Source organism: Flammeovirga sp. SJP92, from assembly GCF_001583495.1.
Classification (GTDB): domain Bacteria; phylum Bacteroidota; class Bacteroidia; order Cytophagales; family Flammeovirgaceae; genus Flammeovirga.
In genome coordinates this window covers 1-17,600 of sequence record NZ_LQAQ01000075.1, presented here as the reverse complement: position 1 = coordinate 17,600, position 17,600 = coordinate 1, and the positions used below count along the sequence as shown (strand labels likewise).

The window sequence follows — 17,600 nt, the reverse complement described above, 5'->3', positions numbered from 1 at the left end:
AGATGCCCTTTAGTAGTGATGTCATTATTTTGTCTAATAAAGAAAATCCATCTTAAATAAGCACTGTTTCTCCCCCTTTTGAAGGTGTTTTTTTGAATAAAAAGATGCTGAAAGGGTGTTTATACGTTAAAGTAGAAGTCTTTAATAAGAGAATAACGTCTCCGTGTTTCTACAAGCTTTTCATAAAAAAATATCTCAAGAATCTGAAAGTGCAATAACTAATACTAAGTTCTCTCTTTTACCTTATTATAAATTTCATAAAAGGCATCTTTCATTTTAGGATCTTCCTCTAGGTTCAAATTTCTCAACTGGCAGAGTTCTAAAAATGTTTCCTCGGGCGTAAGGTTTTCCAGCTCCTTCAATGGCACACGCTCTATTTTTTTATGTTCTAACTCCTTATGAATTCCAATTTTTAAAACCTCAATATTCAATTCTTCGATATGCTTGTAAATATCATAAATAGGATTGTCTCCAGGTTTTGAATGCGTAATCACCACTTCTACCCAAGGCGTCAATTGATGGTTTAAGGAAGCCATTGATGTTAATTGAAGCAAGCAGTCCTCTAAATTAGTTTTGATTTTCTTGATGGTTCTAAATACAGGGACACTTACATGCTCAAGGGTAAATTTTTTATTTTCAGAAGATAAAATCACCACTTCTTTTTTGTGATGAATCTCACTAAAGCTCAATATATAAGGAGATCCTGAATAACGTATTTGATCATATTTCACCTTTTGAGCCCTATGCAAATGGCCTAAAGCTATATAATCGAATATTTTTGGGAAATCATCTGCTCCAATATCTCCTAATCCACCAACATATACATTTCTTTCACTTTCAGAAGTCGAAGTCTCCCCTCCAATGGCGAAAAGGTGCCCCATACCAATAACAAGGGTTTGATCATCTGATTTTTCTTCACAGACTTTTCCTACTTCTTGATAATGTTCAATTAAAGCTTCTTTAAAACGGTCTCCAATATTTTCAAAATGTTGTCCACTTGTTGCTTTTCGGATATCTTGATCTCTTAAAAATGGAACAGCAGCAATTACTACTTTTTCTCCATTGATGTCAAATTCAAAAACTTCTTCTGCTGGATTGTCAGAAATTTTCCCAACAACGGTCACATCCAAAAATGACAATAGTTCCTTGGGCGCATTCAAGACAGAGGCACCATCATGATTGCCTCCCGTAATGACTACCTTCTTACAATTTGTTCTCACCAAATCGGTTAAGAACTTGTAATACATCTTGAGGCTTTGACCTGAAGGCTGGGCAGTATCAAATACATCTCCTGAAACCAATACTACATCAACCTCTTCTTTTTGAACAAGGTCCACCATCCAATCCAAAGTCATCTGCTGTTCCTCTGCTTGTGATTGTTCATGCAAGCGGTTGCCAATATGAAGGTCTGCTGTATGTAGTATTTTCATCTTTTTTAAACGGTCAAATTTCTGTGAAGATCAATATAAATTAAGCAAAATGAAAATTTATTTTTGAATGGAATTACACCTATTTATTCCTATTTTTTGTAGAGAAAGAATGGACTGGCCTTACATCGGATAAAATTTTGGTGTAAAACTTTAAACATCAATTGGAAACCACTAACTTATTGGTAACTTTTTTCTCAAACTTTAAGAACTACTACTCACTATGCAAAAACAAATAGAGAAAACGGAAAGGTCTCAAACTTCTACTACTTCCTCTTCTGAAGCAAAAAAACATTATTGGAAAACCAACCTGAAATACCTTGGGATTTTATTGAGTATTTGGTTTGTCACCTCTTTTGGAGCAGGGATTCTTTTTAAGGATACTCTCAATAAAATCACAATGGGAGGCTTTAAACTTGGTTTTTGGTTTGCACAGCAAGGGAGTATTTACATCTTCTGTGTGCTTATTATTATTTACATTTTTTTGATGAACAGATTGGATAAAAGTCATCACTTGGAAGACTAGCTCATTGCTAAATCCAATTATTTCACTTTTTAAAGTGAGTTTCACTTCATACAATATTACACACATCACCAACTTTAATCATGGACGTACAAACTTGGACCTACATTATAGTAGGCTTCACCTTTTTGATATATATCGGGATCGCAGTTTGGTCAAGAGCTGGATCTACAAAAGAGTTTTATGTTGCAGGAGGAGGCGTATCTCCTTTGGCCAATGGAATGGCTACCGCGGCCGATTGGATGTCAGCCGCATCCTTTATTAGTATGGCTGGATTGATCTCATTTATGGGATATGACGGAGGAGTTTACCTTATGGGATGGACTGGAGGTTATGTGTTACTGGCCTTACTTTTAGCCCCTTACCTACGTAAATTTGGTAAGTTTACGGTGCCCGATTTTATTGGTGACCGTTATTACTCTCAAAAAGCTAGAACAATTGCTGTGTTTGCCGCTTTGATTGTTTCATTTACTTATGTTGCAGGGCAAATGAGAGGAGTGGGTGTCGTTTTTTCCCGTTTCCTAGAAGTGGACATTAATACAGGAGTGATTATAGGAATGGCGTTGGTTTTTATTTATGCCGTGATGGGTGGTATGAAAGGCATTACTTACACACAAGTCGCTCAGTATTGCATCTTGATTTTCGCCTTTATGGTCCCTGCCATTTTTATCTCAATTCAACTGACCAATAACCCCATTCCACAATTAGGGTTTGGAGATACACTAACTGGAAGTGATACTTATTTATTAGATAAACTCGATCAACTTTCATTCGAATTAGGTTTCAATCAATATACAGAAGGGCAAAAATCCATGATAGATGTATTTTGCATTACTGCTGCTTTGATGTTAGGAACCGCAGGGCTTCCTCATGTAATTGTACGTTTTTTTACAGTACCTAGAGTAAAAGATGCACGTTCATCAGCTGGATATGCATTGGCATTTATCGCCATACTTTATACCACTGCCCCTGCAATTGCCGCTTTTGCTAGAGTGAATTTGATAGAGACCGTAAGCAATAAAGAATATGCAAGTATGCCGGAGTGGTTCCAAAAATGGGAAACGACGGGCCTGATTGCTTTTGAAGATAAAAATCAAGACGGTAAAATTCAGTATTTAGCAGATGCTAACGCCAACGAATTGACCATTGATCGTGATATTATTGTATTGGCCAACCCAGAAATTGCTCAATTGCCCAATTGGGTGATTGCTTTAGTTGCTGCTGGAGCTTTGGCTGCTGCTCTTTCCACAGCGGCGGGTTTATTATTGGTCATTTCAGCTTCCGTTTCCCACGATCTCTTAAAGAAACAATGGATGCCAGACATCAGTGAAAAAGGAGAGCTTTTAGCTGCGAGAATTTCTTCTGCATTTGCAGTCATCGTTGCTGGCTATTTTGGTATCAACCCTCCAGGTTTTGTGGCTGCAGTTGTCGCATTGGCTTTCGGTTTGGCCGCTGCTTCTTTCTTCCCTGCCATAATTTTAGGTATTTTCTATAAAAAGATGAATAAAGAAGGTGCTATTGCTGGAATGATTACTGGATTAGGAAGTATGATTTTATACATTTTAAGGTACAAATTTCAACTTTTTGGAGCAACAACACCATCTGAATGGTGGTTTGGAATTTCCCCTGAAGGTTTTGGAACCATAGCCATGTTGATCAATGTGGTTACCGCATTGGTGATTGTTCAATTTACCGCTCCACCTCCAAAAGACGTAGTAGAAATGGTGGAAAGTATCCGTTATCCGAAAGGTGCTTCTAAGGAAGTTCTAGAGCATTAAATAAACGATAAGATCAAATTATAGAAAATCCACGGCTCCTACAGTACTACATTTAAATAGTTTACTCCAAAACACTTCTTTTTGTATGGGGATAATTACAATGTATTAAAATTGAGCCTTGTAGTCATAGACTATGAGGCTGTTTATATATCTTTTCTTTTTTGAAAAACGATAATGTTTTTCTCATTCTTAGATTGTCAAATATCAATTAATACACTTACTTTAAGAATTATAAGCTATTGCATTTTTACTTTAAACTAATTCAAAATGAATATTTCTTTTTCTGATTCTGGAACACTTTCTTATTTATTAAAACCAGTAAAAAGCAAGGGGCTGAAAATAATCTTACTTATTATCATCGTGTGGCTCCCGATAACAATCAGTTCATTTTTTATCAACACAAATTCTTCTGTGACTGTTTTTAATGATTTTGAGTTTCATATTCGGTTTTTACTATTGATCCCAATAATCATGTTGATGGAAAAAAAAGTAGACAAACCATTTAATCAATTTTTAGAGCAAACCCAAAATATCATTGCAGAAAGTGAAAAGGAAAAGTTTGAAAAAGTATTGCGTAACATTTCGTATATCACAAAAAATAATGTAGCGGAAATAATCTTTTACGTGTTATTTTATTCTTTAATTATTCTCTTTTGGGAGGATGTGATCAATAACGCTAACAAAAGTTACTTTTTCAATGATGACACAAAGGAAATTAATTTCATTGGATGGTATTATTTATTCATATCACTTCCCTTTTTTCAACTTCTTATCTTCAGATGGATATTCAGATGGGTTATTTGGTTTTGGATGCTTCTTAAAGTTAGTTTTTTAAAACTCAAAATTGACCCTGTTCACGCTGATGGCATGGGTGGCTTAGAGTTTATCAATCTTATTCCCTTTTTATTTAGCTTTTTATCTTTTCTCATTTCTGCCATCATTTCTACACATATGGGGTTAGAAATAGTGTATGAAGGAACTACCCTAAAGTCTCTGACTGTACAAATTATCTTTTACACCCTCTTTTTTCCTTTCCTCAACTATATTCCACTTACTTTTTTTGTAAATAAAATGTTCAAAGCTAAAACTGAAGGTATACTCAAATTCGGACAACTTCTTCGAGAACATAATAGGGCTTATTTTGATAAGTGGATCTACCATAAAAAGGAAGAAGATAAGTTGCTCGGCAGTATGGATAACTCATCACTTTCAGATATAAATGGAAGTTATGCTTCAAATCAGTCTTTGAAATTAATCCCCATCAATTCAAACTTCTTTTTCATTACAGTGGTCATCAGTGCTATTCCTTATATGCCACTTCTTCTTACTCAATATTCCATTATTGACCTTTTTAAAAAACTAATTATTCATTTTATTTCATAGTAAATTTCAATACTACTTTGTCCTTATTCTCAACTATCAATTGATATTTCTGAAAACTTTTTATGCTTTACTTACAAGTTAGTTTAGGTTACCAAATCTCTTTTCTTTAATTTGTTTTCACGAACTAACAATAAAATATAGTTTGTATTAATATTTATCTGAGTAAATAATAGCTGATGCAACTCCTGAAAATAACTACACTACTCCTTTTTTTTATTATTAAGTCTTCTATATGCCAAGGACAAGCAGCCATTCTGGTTTTAATTTTTGGAGATAAAGTGGCTTCTGAAAAATTTCATTTGAGTTTGGATGCTGGAGCAAATACAACTTTTTATGAAAATGCTCCAGGTGATGTAAAGGTAGGGTTTAACTTTGGTTTGGGCACACACACCAAAATTTCTGATAAGTTTCAATTGGTGGCTGAATTTAAAATGATTAGTGACCGAAGCAGAAGAAATACACCTAAGATATTACCTGTCCCAGAATTTGCTGATTCTTTAATTGCCGAAAAAAACACCTCATGGAATATTCGATATTTTGATGTCCCAATATTGGTCCGTTACTCTGTATCCGACAGTTGGCATTTCAGCACTGGTCCTCAATTTTCTTTCCTTAATAGAGCAACTGAAATTACAGAGTTAGATCTCAAAAATGGGAATGAAGCTACCATCAATCAAGATATAAAAAACTCCTTCAAAACAGTGAATTATAATTGGGCTTTTGAGGTAGTGAAAAGCTTTGGAAAAGTACGAGAGGGAAAAGGCATTGACTTGCGTTTGAGATATGTTTTAGGTTTATCAAATGTAGCCAGTAATGAGGCCTCGGTTTCTTCAAGAGCAGATCTATTACAATTTATTATAACAATACCTTTTATCGAAACGCAATCAAAAAGCAATGAATAATTACTTCAACTCATTCTTTTTTAACCATTCTATACTTTCCTTCAAGCTTGTAAAAGGTGCATCTGCATAATCTTGCTCCACATAACAGGTTTTAATATTCTGGTTTTTAGCTTCAGTAAGAATAGATGGAAAATCAATCACACCCTTCCCTAATGGAACAAATAAATTATGGGGTACAATTTGATCATTAAAATATATTTTTTTATTGCTCTTCAGGTCTTTAAGGTGAAGGAAACTCACTTGTCCTTTCAATTTATGAAGCATTTGAAGAGGATCTATTCCCGCAATTTTCAACCAGAAAGTATCCAATTCGAATTTTACAAGATCGCTTTCCAAACGGTTGAATAGAATTTCAAAAATTGTTGTACCATTGTGCTCTTCAAATTCAAAACCATGATGATGATAAGACAGTGTAATTCCCGCTTCTTTACATTGTTCCCCTGCTTTATTAAGTGCATCAGCCCATTTTTTATAATTTTCCACTCCCCTCTCCTCTTCAAAAATATATCCGAAAGTAAGGTGTGTCAATCCTTGTTGATAAGCCAATTCAACCAAGTCCTCAAAACTATTGATATTATTGATCTTACGTACTCCTTTTTGGTGCGCTAACTCCCAATTTTGAGTCAAGTACGTCCACTGAAAAAATGAACTTTGAAAGGATAAACCAATATTTGATGCTATTTCTTTAAGCGCCATTACTTGAGGCAAACTCATTCCTTCCAACTGTTTATACCCTAAGTCAGCTACTTTGATTAACGTAGCTTCAGGATCCTTTTCAATTTCATTTCTCAAAGTCCATAGTTGTAAACCTAGATTGTCAGTGTATAAAGTTTGTTTGTTCATTGTATAAAATGTATTTGGAAATAATGCCAGCCCAAGGGCAGATTTTAATACCATTTTAAGAGTGGTTCGTCTAGTGATATCCATACAATAAAATTAGAATATAGAGACCAATAGTACTGTCAATGTTGTAGCAAATCCTATACAATTTGAAGCATTTTTCTGCTGAATCAAAAAAAAAGAAAATCTTGAAGTAGTATTGCCGTAGTACTATTTTAAAAGGACAAAAAAAATCAGCCCGTTATGAGCTGATTTCTTTAAATTATAATGCCAATTGCTCCAAAAATGTATTATACTTCTCTAACTCTTTGGGAACGTCAGCATTCTTTTCCATATCATAGAAGTGATGCGTGTCTATTAGTTCCATTCCTGTAAATGCATTCATTCTGTGGAAGCCAAACATTACACCTTCGTCTACACTTTTTTGCTGGAAGAACTCATTCTCCATTGTAAACGCTGTGTGAGGTGCATTCCAGCTCGTAGTTAATATGTATTTTGTACCGTGTAACATGCCTCCTGTTCCATAGTTGATTTCAGGATTTTTACGACTTCTCCCATCATGCTTGTAAATGCCGTTTTGGTGACCTGCAGTAAATACCTGATCAATATATTCTTTGAAACCGTTAGGAACTTGGAACCACCAAATTGGTACATGATAAATCACTATATCGGCCCATTTGAAATTTTCTACTTCTTTCATTGGATCATATTCATCCCCTATTTGTGTGGTTCTAACTTCAATATCTTCTTTTTCTGAATAATAATTGGTTGTAAACTCTAATAACGTTTTATTAAATCTACCTCCGGAATGTGCAAAAGGGTGTGCAGCGTTGATAATAAATATATTTTTCATGTTTTCTTTTTTTGATGATAATATGTTGTAAGACTTTAGGATGATTTAATACCCTATCGGCTTGACAAGTACAAAAGTAAAAGTTGACATACTATCATAAAAATAATACATTTTATACCTTTGTATTAATATTTTAATAGATAGAGATATGGTTAACTTAGAATGGTATAGAACTTTCAAAGAAGTTTATGAAAATGGAACATTGACAAAGGCGGCCAATGCCTTGTATTCCTCACAACCTGGAGTAAGTGTACACCTCAATGCATTGGAATCTTATATTGGTAAAAAACTATTTGAAAGAACGTCAAGAAAAATGATTCCTACGGAGGAAGGAAAATTCCTATATGAATATATTATTGGTTCAATTGAAAAACTGGAAAAGGCTGAGCAACATTTCAGAAGAACTTCTCAAGACCGTAAACCTTCTTTGCATATTGGTATGTGTTCTGAAATGTTTCAATTGGTTTTGGAGCAAAAAGTACCTCAATTGGAATTTGATCTAATTGCCAAGTTTGGAAGTCATATCGATCTCATCAAGGACCTCAACAATGGATTACTGGACTTGGTCATTACTCCTAAAACTCCTGATACTAAAAATCAACAAATCACCTACATCCCTTTTTCTAAAGAGAGAATTATTCTAATTGCTGGTAATAATGTGGATACCTCTGAGGCGGAGACTTTGATCAAAGAAAAAAAATGGAAAGCACTCGAAGAACTACTGCAACAGAAAACATGGTACAGTGCTTCCAATGAGATGGAGCATTTCAGAAGGTTTTGGTTTGAGAACTTAGGAAAGAAACCGGCTTTTAAACCCAATTATATTCTACCTAATATTTCTTCTATTATTCGATGTTTATATCAAGCAGATGGAATGGCCTTGGTACCTGACTTCTTATGCAAGGAAGATATAAGAGATGGAAAGATCAAATTGGTATGGGAAGGAAAAGTAAGCACGGATAATACGTTATATTTTGCATCCCGTTCTGATTTAAAATTTAAAAAGGAATTGCAGTATATTGAACGCATTTTTACAGAAAAATTTGATAACATCCATCAAATCAAATTTTAGGTCAAAAAAAATACACATTTTAAAAACAAAATATCTATTTAGAATTACATATTATTTTCAATTACAAAAACTTAAAAGTACACAGTGCATATAAAGATAATTTTGATTTACCCATTAATCATAAAATTGATAATCAAAAAATTGATTGAGTAAATGACAATTTTATTACCAAGCGTTTACTTAACTAAACCTAATAATCAGCACCTTACCTCAACCTTTACCGTTGATATGATTAAAATTATTACAAAAAAAACCTTTTAAAAAATCATGAAAAATTTAATCATAACATCGCTATTATTTTTAGGAACATTATTTTCATTACAGGCTCAAACAATAGAAACTGAAGCAGGTTCATTACATTATGTAAAAGAAAGAAGAGCATTCGTTTCTAATGCAGTAGGTACAGATATTGATAAAGATAATTTTGATGATATTGTTTATACTTACTCATACAATCATAAAAGGGGAATCATGAAAGTGCATGTAGTGGCTAAGCCTGAATTTGAATTATATGCAGAGGCAGAAGCATCAAAAGCAGCACTTCCATTAATCCAAGAATTTGATATTGACTTAAAAGACTGTGACCGTGAGTCATATTCTTATGAAGCTCGTTATGAAATTACTGTAACATTACCTGTTGAGAAAACAAAAATCAACATCATTGAACAGAATATGGCAGCTGCAAAGTAATCTTTACAGGCTTTAGAAATAGATAACGCATATCGTTAGAAGAAGGATTAGGTGAATACCTAGTCCTTTTTTTACGAACGGACTTTTTTAAAAGCTGAAGAACAAACAATTTATAGATCTTCATGGCCCATTTTTTGACTATTAAGCTAGTGTATTAAATGTTATTAATCTTTAAATAACTATTTCTGTTACCTCCTATTTCACACTTCAAATGTCTATAAGTAGGAACAATACTCGGTCAAATTAAAATAATCAATAACTATACTTAGTCTTATGAGAAAAAACATCACTGCTCTATTTATCATTTTATGCCTGCCGTTATTCACATTGGCAAATACACAAATAGAAGTAAAAACCACCGTAAATAATGCTACAGTTTACACCAATTCAGCTAGTGTAGAAAGAAAAGCTACTGTCATCATCCCAAATGGAAAATCCACTATCGTTTTTAAAGGGCTTTCCTCTCATTTATTTACCAATACAATTCAGTTTCAAGCAAAGGATGTTAGAGTTTTATCTATCGATTATCAACAAAATAACGTCTTGCTAAAGGATAATAAAGAGTATCAAAAATTGATAGATCAGATCAATTCCATCAAAGAGAAAATCAAAGAAAAAGATACTTATCTAGAAATCTTAAATAAGGATTTGGAGCTATTGGAAGCCAACAAAACCATCAACTCCAACAACCTCAATATTACAGAACTGAAAAGTGCGTTGGCCTTCTTTCATGATAAAAGACTTCAGGTAGAAAAGGAAAAAAGTACCTATAAAAACGAAATCAAAGTGCTTAATGAGGAGATCAAGAAGCTGCAAGAAGAGGCCAATAAGATTAGAAAAAAACATAAGACCTATTTTAAAGATGTGTTGGTCACTGTTCAGTCAGAAAAAGAGCAAAGTGTAAAATGTCTTTTAAAATACATTGTAAATAATGTAGGATGGAACCCAACTTATGATGTTCTGGCCAAAGATATTAATTCTCCTTTTGATGTTGTTTTTAAAGCTAATATCTATCAAAATACAGGTATTGATTGGAAAGATATTAATATCAGCATTGCTTCGGGAAATCCTTCAAAAGATAATACATTACCCTACCTTGAACCTCTCTACCTTAATTTAGTTTCAGCCAACAGAAACAATTATAATATGCTTCAAGGTAAAATGGCAGGTGTACAGATGGCTCCACAAAAAAGGAAAATGGTCAATGAATACGAAAGTGATGACTGGGGAGGCAGTGATGAAATTGAAGAAGAAGAATACGTTGATGATATCGCCATTTATTCTGGTTGGAATATTGAAAGTACTTCTTTTCAAACACAATTCACTTACAAAATACCTCAAAAATACACCATTAAAGATGGTACAAGAGAAAAGGAAATCTCGTTGAAAAATGAAAAAATTGAAGCCCTTTATTCTTACAGGGCTATTCCGAAACTCAACACAGATGTATTCTTAGTTGGAAAAATTACGGATTGGGGTAAATACAATTTCATTCCTGGCAATGCCAATATCTATTTTGAAAATCAGTTTGTGGGTAAAACATACCTTCAGTCAAGTCAATCTACAGATACATTGGACATCTCTTTGGGCATTGATGAGAGCATCGTCGTAAAAAGAGAAAGAGCTTATGAAATGGAGAAAAAACGTTCGTTTAGTAATAAAAAACGTACCAATAGAGTTTGGAAAATTACTGTAAAAAATAACAAGTCATCGAAGATCAATATTGAGGTACTGGATCAAATTCCTGTTTCAATTAATGATCAAGTGATTGTGACTCCATTAGAATTGAGTAAAGGTCGTTTGAATAAGGAAAATGGAGAAGTCAAATGGGAACTTGACCTAGAAGCTTCCAAAACCAAAGAATTAATCCTTCAATATGAAGTGGAATATCCTACAAAAGGATTTGAGCCTTTAGATATCAATTAGGTTCAAAAATCGATAAAATTGCTGTAGGTTGATTATCTAATTAGTTTAACCTACAGCATATATTTTGTTATTAACTAAGAATAAAATTTAACTTTTATGCAAACTAGAATTCTATCATTATTTATCTCCTTTTTTCTTTTGTCATCTTATTCATTCTCTCAAGAAACAATAAAAACTAAAGACACATTTCACCTATCGGAAACAGATAATGTACATTATTGCAATGCCACAAGCACTATTAAAGAAGCTCCCAATTACTACATCAACAATCAGTTGACAGGTACTAAAGGGGTATCAAGTAATGAACAGGTTTTTATTGATTTAAATTATGTAGATTCATTAAAGGTAAATAGAGAAGAAAAACCATATGGTGGTGTCTATCTTTTTTACAATCGAAACAATCACTTACTTTCCTATAAAGAAGTATTGAAAAAGGTCACAAAAAAGAAAAAAACAAACCCTGATTTAAAGCTTAAAATTGATGGGAAAATCATTGATAAAGAAAAACCACTGTGGTTGGACGAAAGTCTAATCGTCTCTACTAAAAAAGTTGCTGATCCGGAAAATCCTAAACAAAAGATGATTGAAGTAAAGTTGAAAACGGAAAATAATAACTAAACCTCTTTAACATTTAAATGCCTTATTTCTTTCATAGAATATAGTAAGAAATGAGGCATTCATTTTTGCTTATATTTTGTGCAACAATTTTAATTTTCTTAGATTTCAAATCTAAAATAAAGAACCTAAGCAGATTACTACATGGAGTGTTCTTATTTGATTTTTTAAACTTGGTATTTTATCAAAAATATGTTGAATGAAAAACATTGATCTATTAATTGATATCAATCTTGATATTCTCATTAATAAGGAAACACGTATCGTCAATCCTGACGAATTTGTAAATTTAGAAGGTTTAAAACTCAAACAGCCAGACAAGTTATTACAAGCATTTATTGAGCTTGATTTAATTGAATTATCGGATGACGGGAGTTTTTATGTTTTGGTACCTGATGTAATTGATCATTATGAGAAAAAGGGGATAACCAATTATGATATATCAAATTACAATGATGACCAGATAATAAATAAACCCGTTTTTATTATTGCTTTAATCACAACTCTCCTCCTATTATTCTATCTATTCTTTAACCTATTCAACCACAATCAGAAAATAGAAATAAAGCCAATTAATGAAATTACGATGGATTCAATACAAAATATCATTGATAGGAAATACCCATCAATATAATATAATCAAACAACTGTAAAATTTTATCTCTGTTTAACCGCACTTTTATATAACGATGGCAAATGAAAAACAAGACACTTTTTTCATTACGATTTCAAGGAATTCAATATTCACACTTAGGTGTCTAAAAAAACTACAATCAAAAGACTTATATTACTGATAATTAACAGTATAAATAAAATCAATATTACCCTATAAATTTATCCTATACTGCCATAGATTTTATCACTTTGCCTTATCTTCATTCGCCTGTTATGTTTGCAGTGTAATCAGAAACAAACTGATACAGAAAACGAAAAATTATTTAATTATATATAGATATTACTATGTCACAAATCGGAAAACAAATTGTAGACTTCAACGTACAAGCGTACGCTAACAACGAATTTAAAGCAGTTTCTAAAGCTGACGTTTTAGGTAAATGGTCAATTTTCTTTTTCTACCCTGCAGACTTCACTTTCGTTTGCCCTACAGAATTAGAAGACTTAGCTAACTTATACGAAGAATTCAAAGCTACAGGTACTGAAGTATACTCTGTGTCTACTGATACTCACTTTGTTCACAAAGCATGGCACGATGCTTCTGAGACAATCAAAAAAATCAACTACCCAATGTTAGCAGATCCTACAGGAGTTCTTTCAAGAGGTTTTGATGTAATGATTGAAGAAGATGGTTTAGCTGAAAGAGGTACGTTTATCGTAAACCCTGAAGGTGAAATCGTTTCTTACGAAGTAGTTGCAGGTAACGTAGGAAGAAACGCTGAAGAGTTATTGAGAAAATTAAAAGCTTTACAGTTCGTTGCTGCGAACCCTTCTGAAGTTTGCCCAGCAAAATGGAAAGAAGGAAACGAAACTTTAAAGCCTAGCATTGACCTTGTAGGTTTAATCTAGAAAGATTATACACCCCAACTTAACTCTTGTCCCGTCTTTTACGATAGTAGAAGGCGGGATTTTTTTGTCCTATAAAACAACCTTGCCAAACACTTAATTCGTACTTTCTCTATATACATATGAGCTATATTATTTACTCCAGATTCATTCTTAGTACATATTTGGAATACATATTTTAGAAGTGAAAATTTTTCCATTTTTTATTTGAATAATGTGCGTTTAAAATCATTGAGGTGAAAGAAATGGAATTTAGCTTTTAATTTTTAAGCCTTGACTTTTTTGCTTCGTTTTTGAATTATGACAAAAATTAAGAAAAGGAAAGTTGAAAGTAAAAACCCTATTCCAAGTGAAGGTTTTTTCTAACTTTGGTTACAACATTTTCAAAGAAAAATTTTTGATCAATAATAAGGTGTAAAATCAATTTTCATTTTATAAGGGAAACGTTGATATTATCCTTCAAATAAAATAATAGTAAATTATACACATAAATAAAAACATCAAGTACTTCAACCTTTCTTCTATCCCTTTTTCAACCAAAAAGAACGCATTGATAACAAGGAGACAAATAAAACATCAATTAATTTAATTTCAACCAGTTACAAAGTGCCATTTCATATAATGGCACGTCACAAATTCTTACAGCACCTTAAAAATATTTAATGGAACGACTCAAAAAGTAATCTTCCGTAACATTGCACCAACCTATTTCAATTATGGCTCTCTCAACCAGCTAACAGCCAATTGATGGGTCTGAAAATTAACTTGATTTTTTGAAATGAAAATGAAAACACAATTACTTTTAATGCGTACGGTTGTACTTACAATCCTTGCGTCCCTATGTCTAAACTACGGTCTTTTTGCACAACAAGGAGGCAGAAATGATGTCATTCTTCAAGGCTTCCATTGGGAAGCAGCTGATGCAACCAAAAAAGATTGGTGGCAAAATCTAAATAGTAAAGTAGGAGATATTTCTTCTGCAGGATTTGATGCAATTTGGTTACCACCTCCATCGGATGCCGCTGACCGTGCAGGTTATCTTCCACGAAAATGGTATGATTTAAATTCCAACTATGGTACTGAGGCAGAACTTAGAGCATTAATTTCTAATTTAGGAAATAATAATGTTCAAGCTATTGCTGATATTGTGATCAACCACAGAGTTGGATCAACAGGTTGGGCTGACTTCACTGAACCTTCTTTGGGTGGATGTTCGTCAATCTGTGCTGATGATGAGGTAAACTGGAGTGAATACAGTACTGAAAAGGGCGCCGCTTGTGGTGACAATGACAGCGGTACTCAGTATGAAGCTGCAAGAGACTTAAATCACAATTCTTTTACAGTGCGTGATGAGGTCAAAAAATGGATGAACTGGCTGAAAAATGACGTTGGATATGACGGTTGGAGATATGACTTTGTGCATGGATTCAATGCATATTATTTTGCAGAATACAACAACGCAACATCACCTTATATCTCTATCGGTGAACAATGGAAACCTTATGATGAAATTGTAGGATGGTTGAATGGAGCTCAAAATACTTCTTCGGCATTTGACTTTCCTCTAAAATATACATTACATGACGCCGTAAATGGCAACTACAACTACTTGAATGGCCTTCCAAGTTTATTGGGAACACACGGCAGTCAAGCGGTATCTTTCTTAGAAAACCATGATACAGAACCTGTAAGATCTGAATATGGTAATAATTCATTCCCGAATGACCCTTCAAACAATTCAAAACTTTTACAAGGGTATGCTTATATCTTAACTCACCCTGGTATTCCTGTAGTGTTCTATTCTCATTACTTTGATTATGGAATTAAGGATGCCTTAAAAGAGATGATTGCTATCCGTAAAGCGAACAATATTACAAACACAAGTTATGTTCAAGTTGAAGGTCAAAACGACAATTCTTACTATGCGGCAATTATCGACAACAAAGTTGCCATGAAAATTGGTGGGGGAAACTGGTCGCCAGGTAATGGATGGAACTTAAAAGTCTCTGGCCCTGGATATGCAATTTGGGATAAAGGTACTGTGATTACGCTTCCAGAGTTAACGTTAAATACGCCAAGTGGCAATTACTCAAGTGGTTGTGCTAATGTTACTTTCACAGCTACTGAAGGTACAATCTATTACACTACAGATGGTTCTACTCCTAATACATCAAGTATGATTTATTCAGGTGCAATTAATGTATGTGGAGCGCCAGGCGATGTAAAAACAGTTAAAGCTGTAGCCATCAATGAAAATGGTTCTTCATCAGTTGTTGAGGGTACATATACTTTCAATGAAGCTTCAACAATGACAGTCCATTTTAAAACAAACTGTAGTAACCCTGCCATTTATTTCTGGGGCGTTGTGGATGGAAATGCGACAACAACTTGGCCTGGCGAAAGCATGCAAGCTTCTTCTAAATATGAAGGTTACTATGAATATACAATTGAAGGAAGCTGTACTAATTTGATTTTACTATGTGATGGTGCTAAAGTCACAGAAGATGAAATGAATATTTGTGGTGATGTCTGGTATGACAATGGGTGGGTTTCAGAACCTCAGCCAGTTGATCCAGATTTGATTGCACCAACAGTGTCAATATCTCCTGACGGTGGTACATTTGAAGGCAGTGCGACAGTCACTTTATCTGCTTCAGATAATGAAGATAGCAATCCTAAGATTGTGTATTCTACAGACGGAAGTACTCCTTCACAAGTAGCTTATGGTAGTGCAACTTTCACATTGACAGCTGATGCAACAGTACAATATTATGCAGAAGACGCATCGGGTAATAAATCCACCACAGCGAGTTCATCATTTGTAGTCAACGAAGACAATAATACGGGAGGTGGTTTCAAGGTTTATGTTAAAGGATATAACCTTATTCATCACTGGGGAGCACTCCCTGCTGGAAGTGTTGCAAATACTACTTGGCCTGGCGCTACGATGACCAATGAAGGCGGTTGGTATGTATATGAATTCCCTGCTGGAGTACAATCTACAAATCTTCTTTTCCATGATGGAAATGGTAATCAATCAGATGATTTAACAAGAGATAAAGACGGTTGGTTTGAAAACGGTCAATGGTCAGATCAAGCACCTCAACCAGCAAGCGGATTAACTGTGCACTTTAAATCAAGCTGGGGAAGCAGCACTAGAATACATTATTGGGGAGCATCAAATGGTGCTAGCTCAAACTGGCCCGGTGAATTAATGACCGATGAAGGCAACGGGTGGTATGTTTACACTATCGAAGGAGCATCATCAAGCAACTTATTGTTCCATAACAATACAGGTGGTCAAACTCCTGATCTTAATAGAAGCGGTGAAGGGTGGTACAAAAACGGTACTTGGTACGCATCAAATCCAGAGTCTTCTAGCAGTAGAAACTTTTCATCAACATTAAATTTAAAAGAAGAATTAAAGTTATATCCAACTATTGTCAGCAATCTATTCACATTAGATGTGAGTGTTGCAGCCCCTCAACCCTTTACTATGGAAGCATTCGACTTGAACGGTCAAAAAGTATTGACATCAATTCACAAGAAGCTGGAAAATGGTAATTATAAAATCAACGTTCCAGTAAAAGATTTGTCTAAAGGGCTATACCTTATTAAAGTGAGTGTAGGCGATAATAACTATGTAAAAAAGATTATCATTAATTAATCAAAGACGATCTGATATTTTTTAAAGGTAAATTTTTAGAGATCAGAGAATCATAAAAATGAGATACACGAATTAAAATTATTTCATGTGTTTAACTCTGGATAGTTTTAATTTCATTCCAAAACCAAACACCTGAGGGTTATTGTAATCCTTAGGTGTTTTTTATTTAAAATTGTAGATATTTATTCACAATTGAAAACGCTCTTCCAAAGGTGGAATCATGTCCTTTTTTTCCAACTCCAACATAGCTTCTCTTAAGTAACCATAAGTCTCCCTAAGAAATTTCATACTTTCATCTGATTCATAATTATAAAAATCCTTATAGGTATGTAATTCGATCAAATTATAATCTCTTCCATCCACTTGTTTTAATAGAGGGGTATTATATAAAGCAGGCGTTTGG

General features: G+C 33.8%; 15 protein-coding genes. 11 read left to right on the top strand and 4 right to left on the bottom strand.

Annotated elements, in window-relative coordinates:
• Window positions 1-224: 224 nt before the first annotated feature.
• Window positions 225-1,430, bottom strand: a complete 1,206-nt coding sequence (locus AVL50_RS17550; protein ID WP_062617798.1) for an exonuclease SbcCD subunit D C-terminal domain-containing protein — start codon at window positions 1,428-1,430, stop codon at window positions 225-227.
• A 220-nt stretch (window positions 1,431-1,650) separates the two neighbouring features.
• Between AVL50_RS17550 and AVL50_RS17545 the strand changes: the two genes are divergently transcribed.
• The 4 genes from AVL50_RS17545 (at window position 1,651) to AVL50_RS17530 (ending at window position 6,013) form a co-directional block, all read left to right on the top strand.
• Entirely contained in the window at window positions 1,651-1,953 is a 303-nt protein-coding gene (locus AVL50_RS17545; protein ID WP_082795890.1) for a DUF4212 domain-containing protein, read from the top strand.
• An 80-nt stretch (window positions 1,954-2,033) separates the two neighbouring features.
• Window positions 2,034-3,728, top strand: a complete 1,695-nt coding sequence (locus AVL50_RS17540) for a sodium:solute symporter family protein (RefSeq protein ID WP_062617797.1) — start codon at window positions 2,034-2,036, stop codon at window positions 3,726-3,728.
• 477 nt (window positions 3,729-4,205) lie between these two features.
• Window positions 4,206-5,111 (top strand): hypothetical protein, encoded by a 906-nt coding sequence (locus tag AVL50_RS17535; RefSeq protein ID WP_157491391.1) that lies wholly within the window; start codon window positions 4,206-4,208, stop codon window positions 5,109-5,111.
• 176 nt (window positions 5,112-5,287) lie between these two features.
• Complete coding sequence (locus tag AVL50_RS17530; RefSeq protein ID WP_062617795.1) at window positions 5,288-6,013, top strand: porin family protein; 726 nt, start codon at window positions 5,288-5,290, stop codon at window positions 6,011-6,013.
• Here the strand turns inward: AVL50_RS17530 and AVL50_RS17525 are convergent, their stop codons facing one another.
• Window positions 6,014-6,856 (bottom strand): sugar phosphate isomerase/epimerase, encoded by an 843-nt coding sequence (locus AVL50_RS17525; protein WP_172826873.1) that lies wholly within the window; start codon window positions 6,854-6,856, stop codon window positions 6,014-6,016. It lies immediately after the preceding gene.
• A gap of 259 nt (window positions 6,857-7,115) precedes the next feature.
• Complete coding sequence (locus AVL50_RS17520; RefSeq protein WP_062617793.1) at window positions 7,116-7,706, bottom strand: NAD(P)H-dependent oxidoreductase; 591 nt, start codon at window positions 7,704-7,706, stop codon at window positions 7,116-7,118.
• 148 nt (window positions 7,707-7,854) lie between these two features.
• Between AVL50_RS17520 and AVL50_RS17515 the strand changes: the two genes are divergently transcribed.
• The 7 genes from AVL50_RS17515 (at window position 7,855) to AVL50_RS17485 (ending at window position 17,197) form a co-directional block, all read left to right on the top strand.
• The gene (locus AVL50_RS17515) at window positions 7,855-8,778 is read left to right on the top strand and encodes a LysR family transcriptional regulator (protein WP_062617792.1); all 924 of its coding nucleotides are present in this window, start codon (window positions 7,855-7,857) and stop codon (window positions 8,776-8,778) included.
• 267 nt (window positions 8,779-9,045) lie between these two features.
• The gene (locus AVL50_RS17510; RefSeq protein ID WP_062617791.1) at window positions 9,046-9,468 is read left to right on the top strand and encodes a hypothetical protein; all 423 of its coding nucleotides are present in this window, start codon (window positions 9,046-9,048) and stop codon (window positions 9,466-9,468) included.
• A gap of 273 nt (window positions 9,469-9,741) precedes the next feature.
• Complete coding sequence (locus AVL50_RS17505) at window positions 9,742-11,394, top strand: DUF4139 domain-containing protein (protein ID WP_082795889.1); 1,653 nt, start codon at window positions 9,742-9,744, stop codon at window positions 11,392-11,394.
• Between the two features lie 96 nt (window positions 11,395-11,490).
• Window positions 11,491-12,012: a hypothetical protein gene (locus AVL50_RS17500; protein ID WP_157491390.1), complete on the top strand. Its 522-nt coding sequence runs from the start codon at window positions 11,491-11,493 to the stop codon at window positions 12,010-12,012.
• A 196-nt stretch (window positions 12,013-12,208) separates the two neighbouring features.
• Window positions 12,209-12,643 carry a hypothetical protein gene (locus tag AVL50_RS17495; RefSeq protein ID WP_062617788.1) on the top strand — a complete coding sequence of 145 codons (435 nt, stop codon included), beginning with the start codon at window positions 12,209-12,211 and terminating at the stop codon, window positions 12,641-12,643.
• 326 nt (window positions 12,644-12,969) lie between these two features.
• Window positions 12,970-13,533, top strand: coding sequence for an alkyl hydroperoxide reductase subunit C (gene ahpC, locus AVL50_RS17490; protein WP_062617787.1), 564 nt, complete (start codon window positions 12,970-12,972; stop codon window positions 13,531-13,533).
• 781 nt (window positions 13,534-14,314) lie between these two features.
• Window positions 14,315-17,197: a starch-binding protein gene (locus AVL50_RS17485; protein ID WP_172826872.1), complete on the top strand. Its 2,883-nt coding sequence runs from the start codon at window positions 14,315-14,317 to the stop codon at window positions 17,195-17,197.
• A gap of 186 nt (window positions 17,198-17,383) precedes the next feature.
• Here AVL50_RS17485 and AVL50_RS33385 read toward each other — a convergent pair.
• The coding region (locus AVL50_RS33385; RefSeq protein WP_172826871.1) for a hypothetical protein at window positions 17,384-17,600 on the bottom strand (217 nt) is incomplete at its 5' end.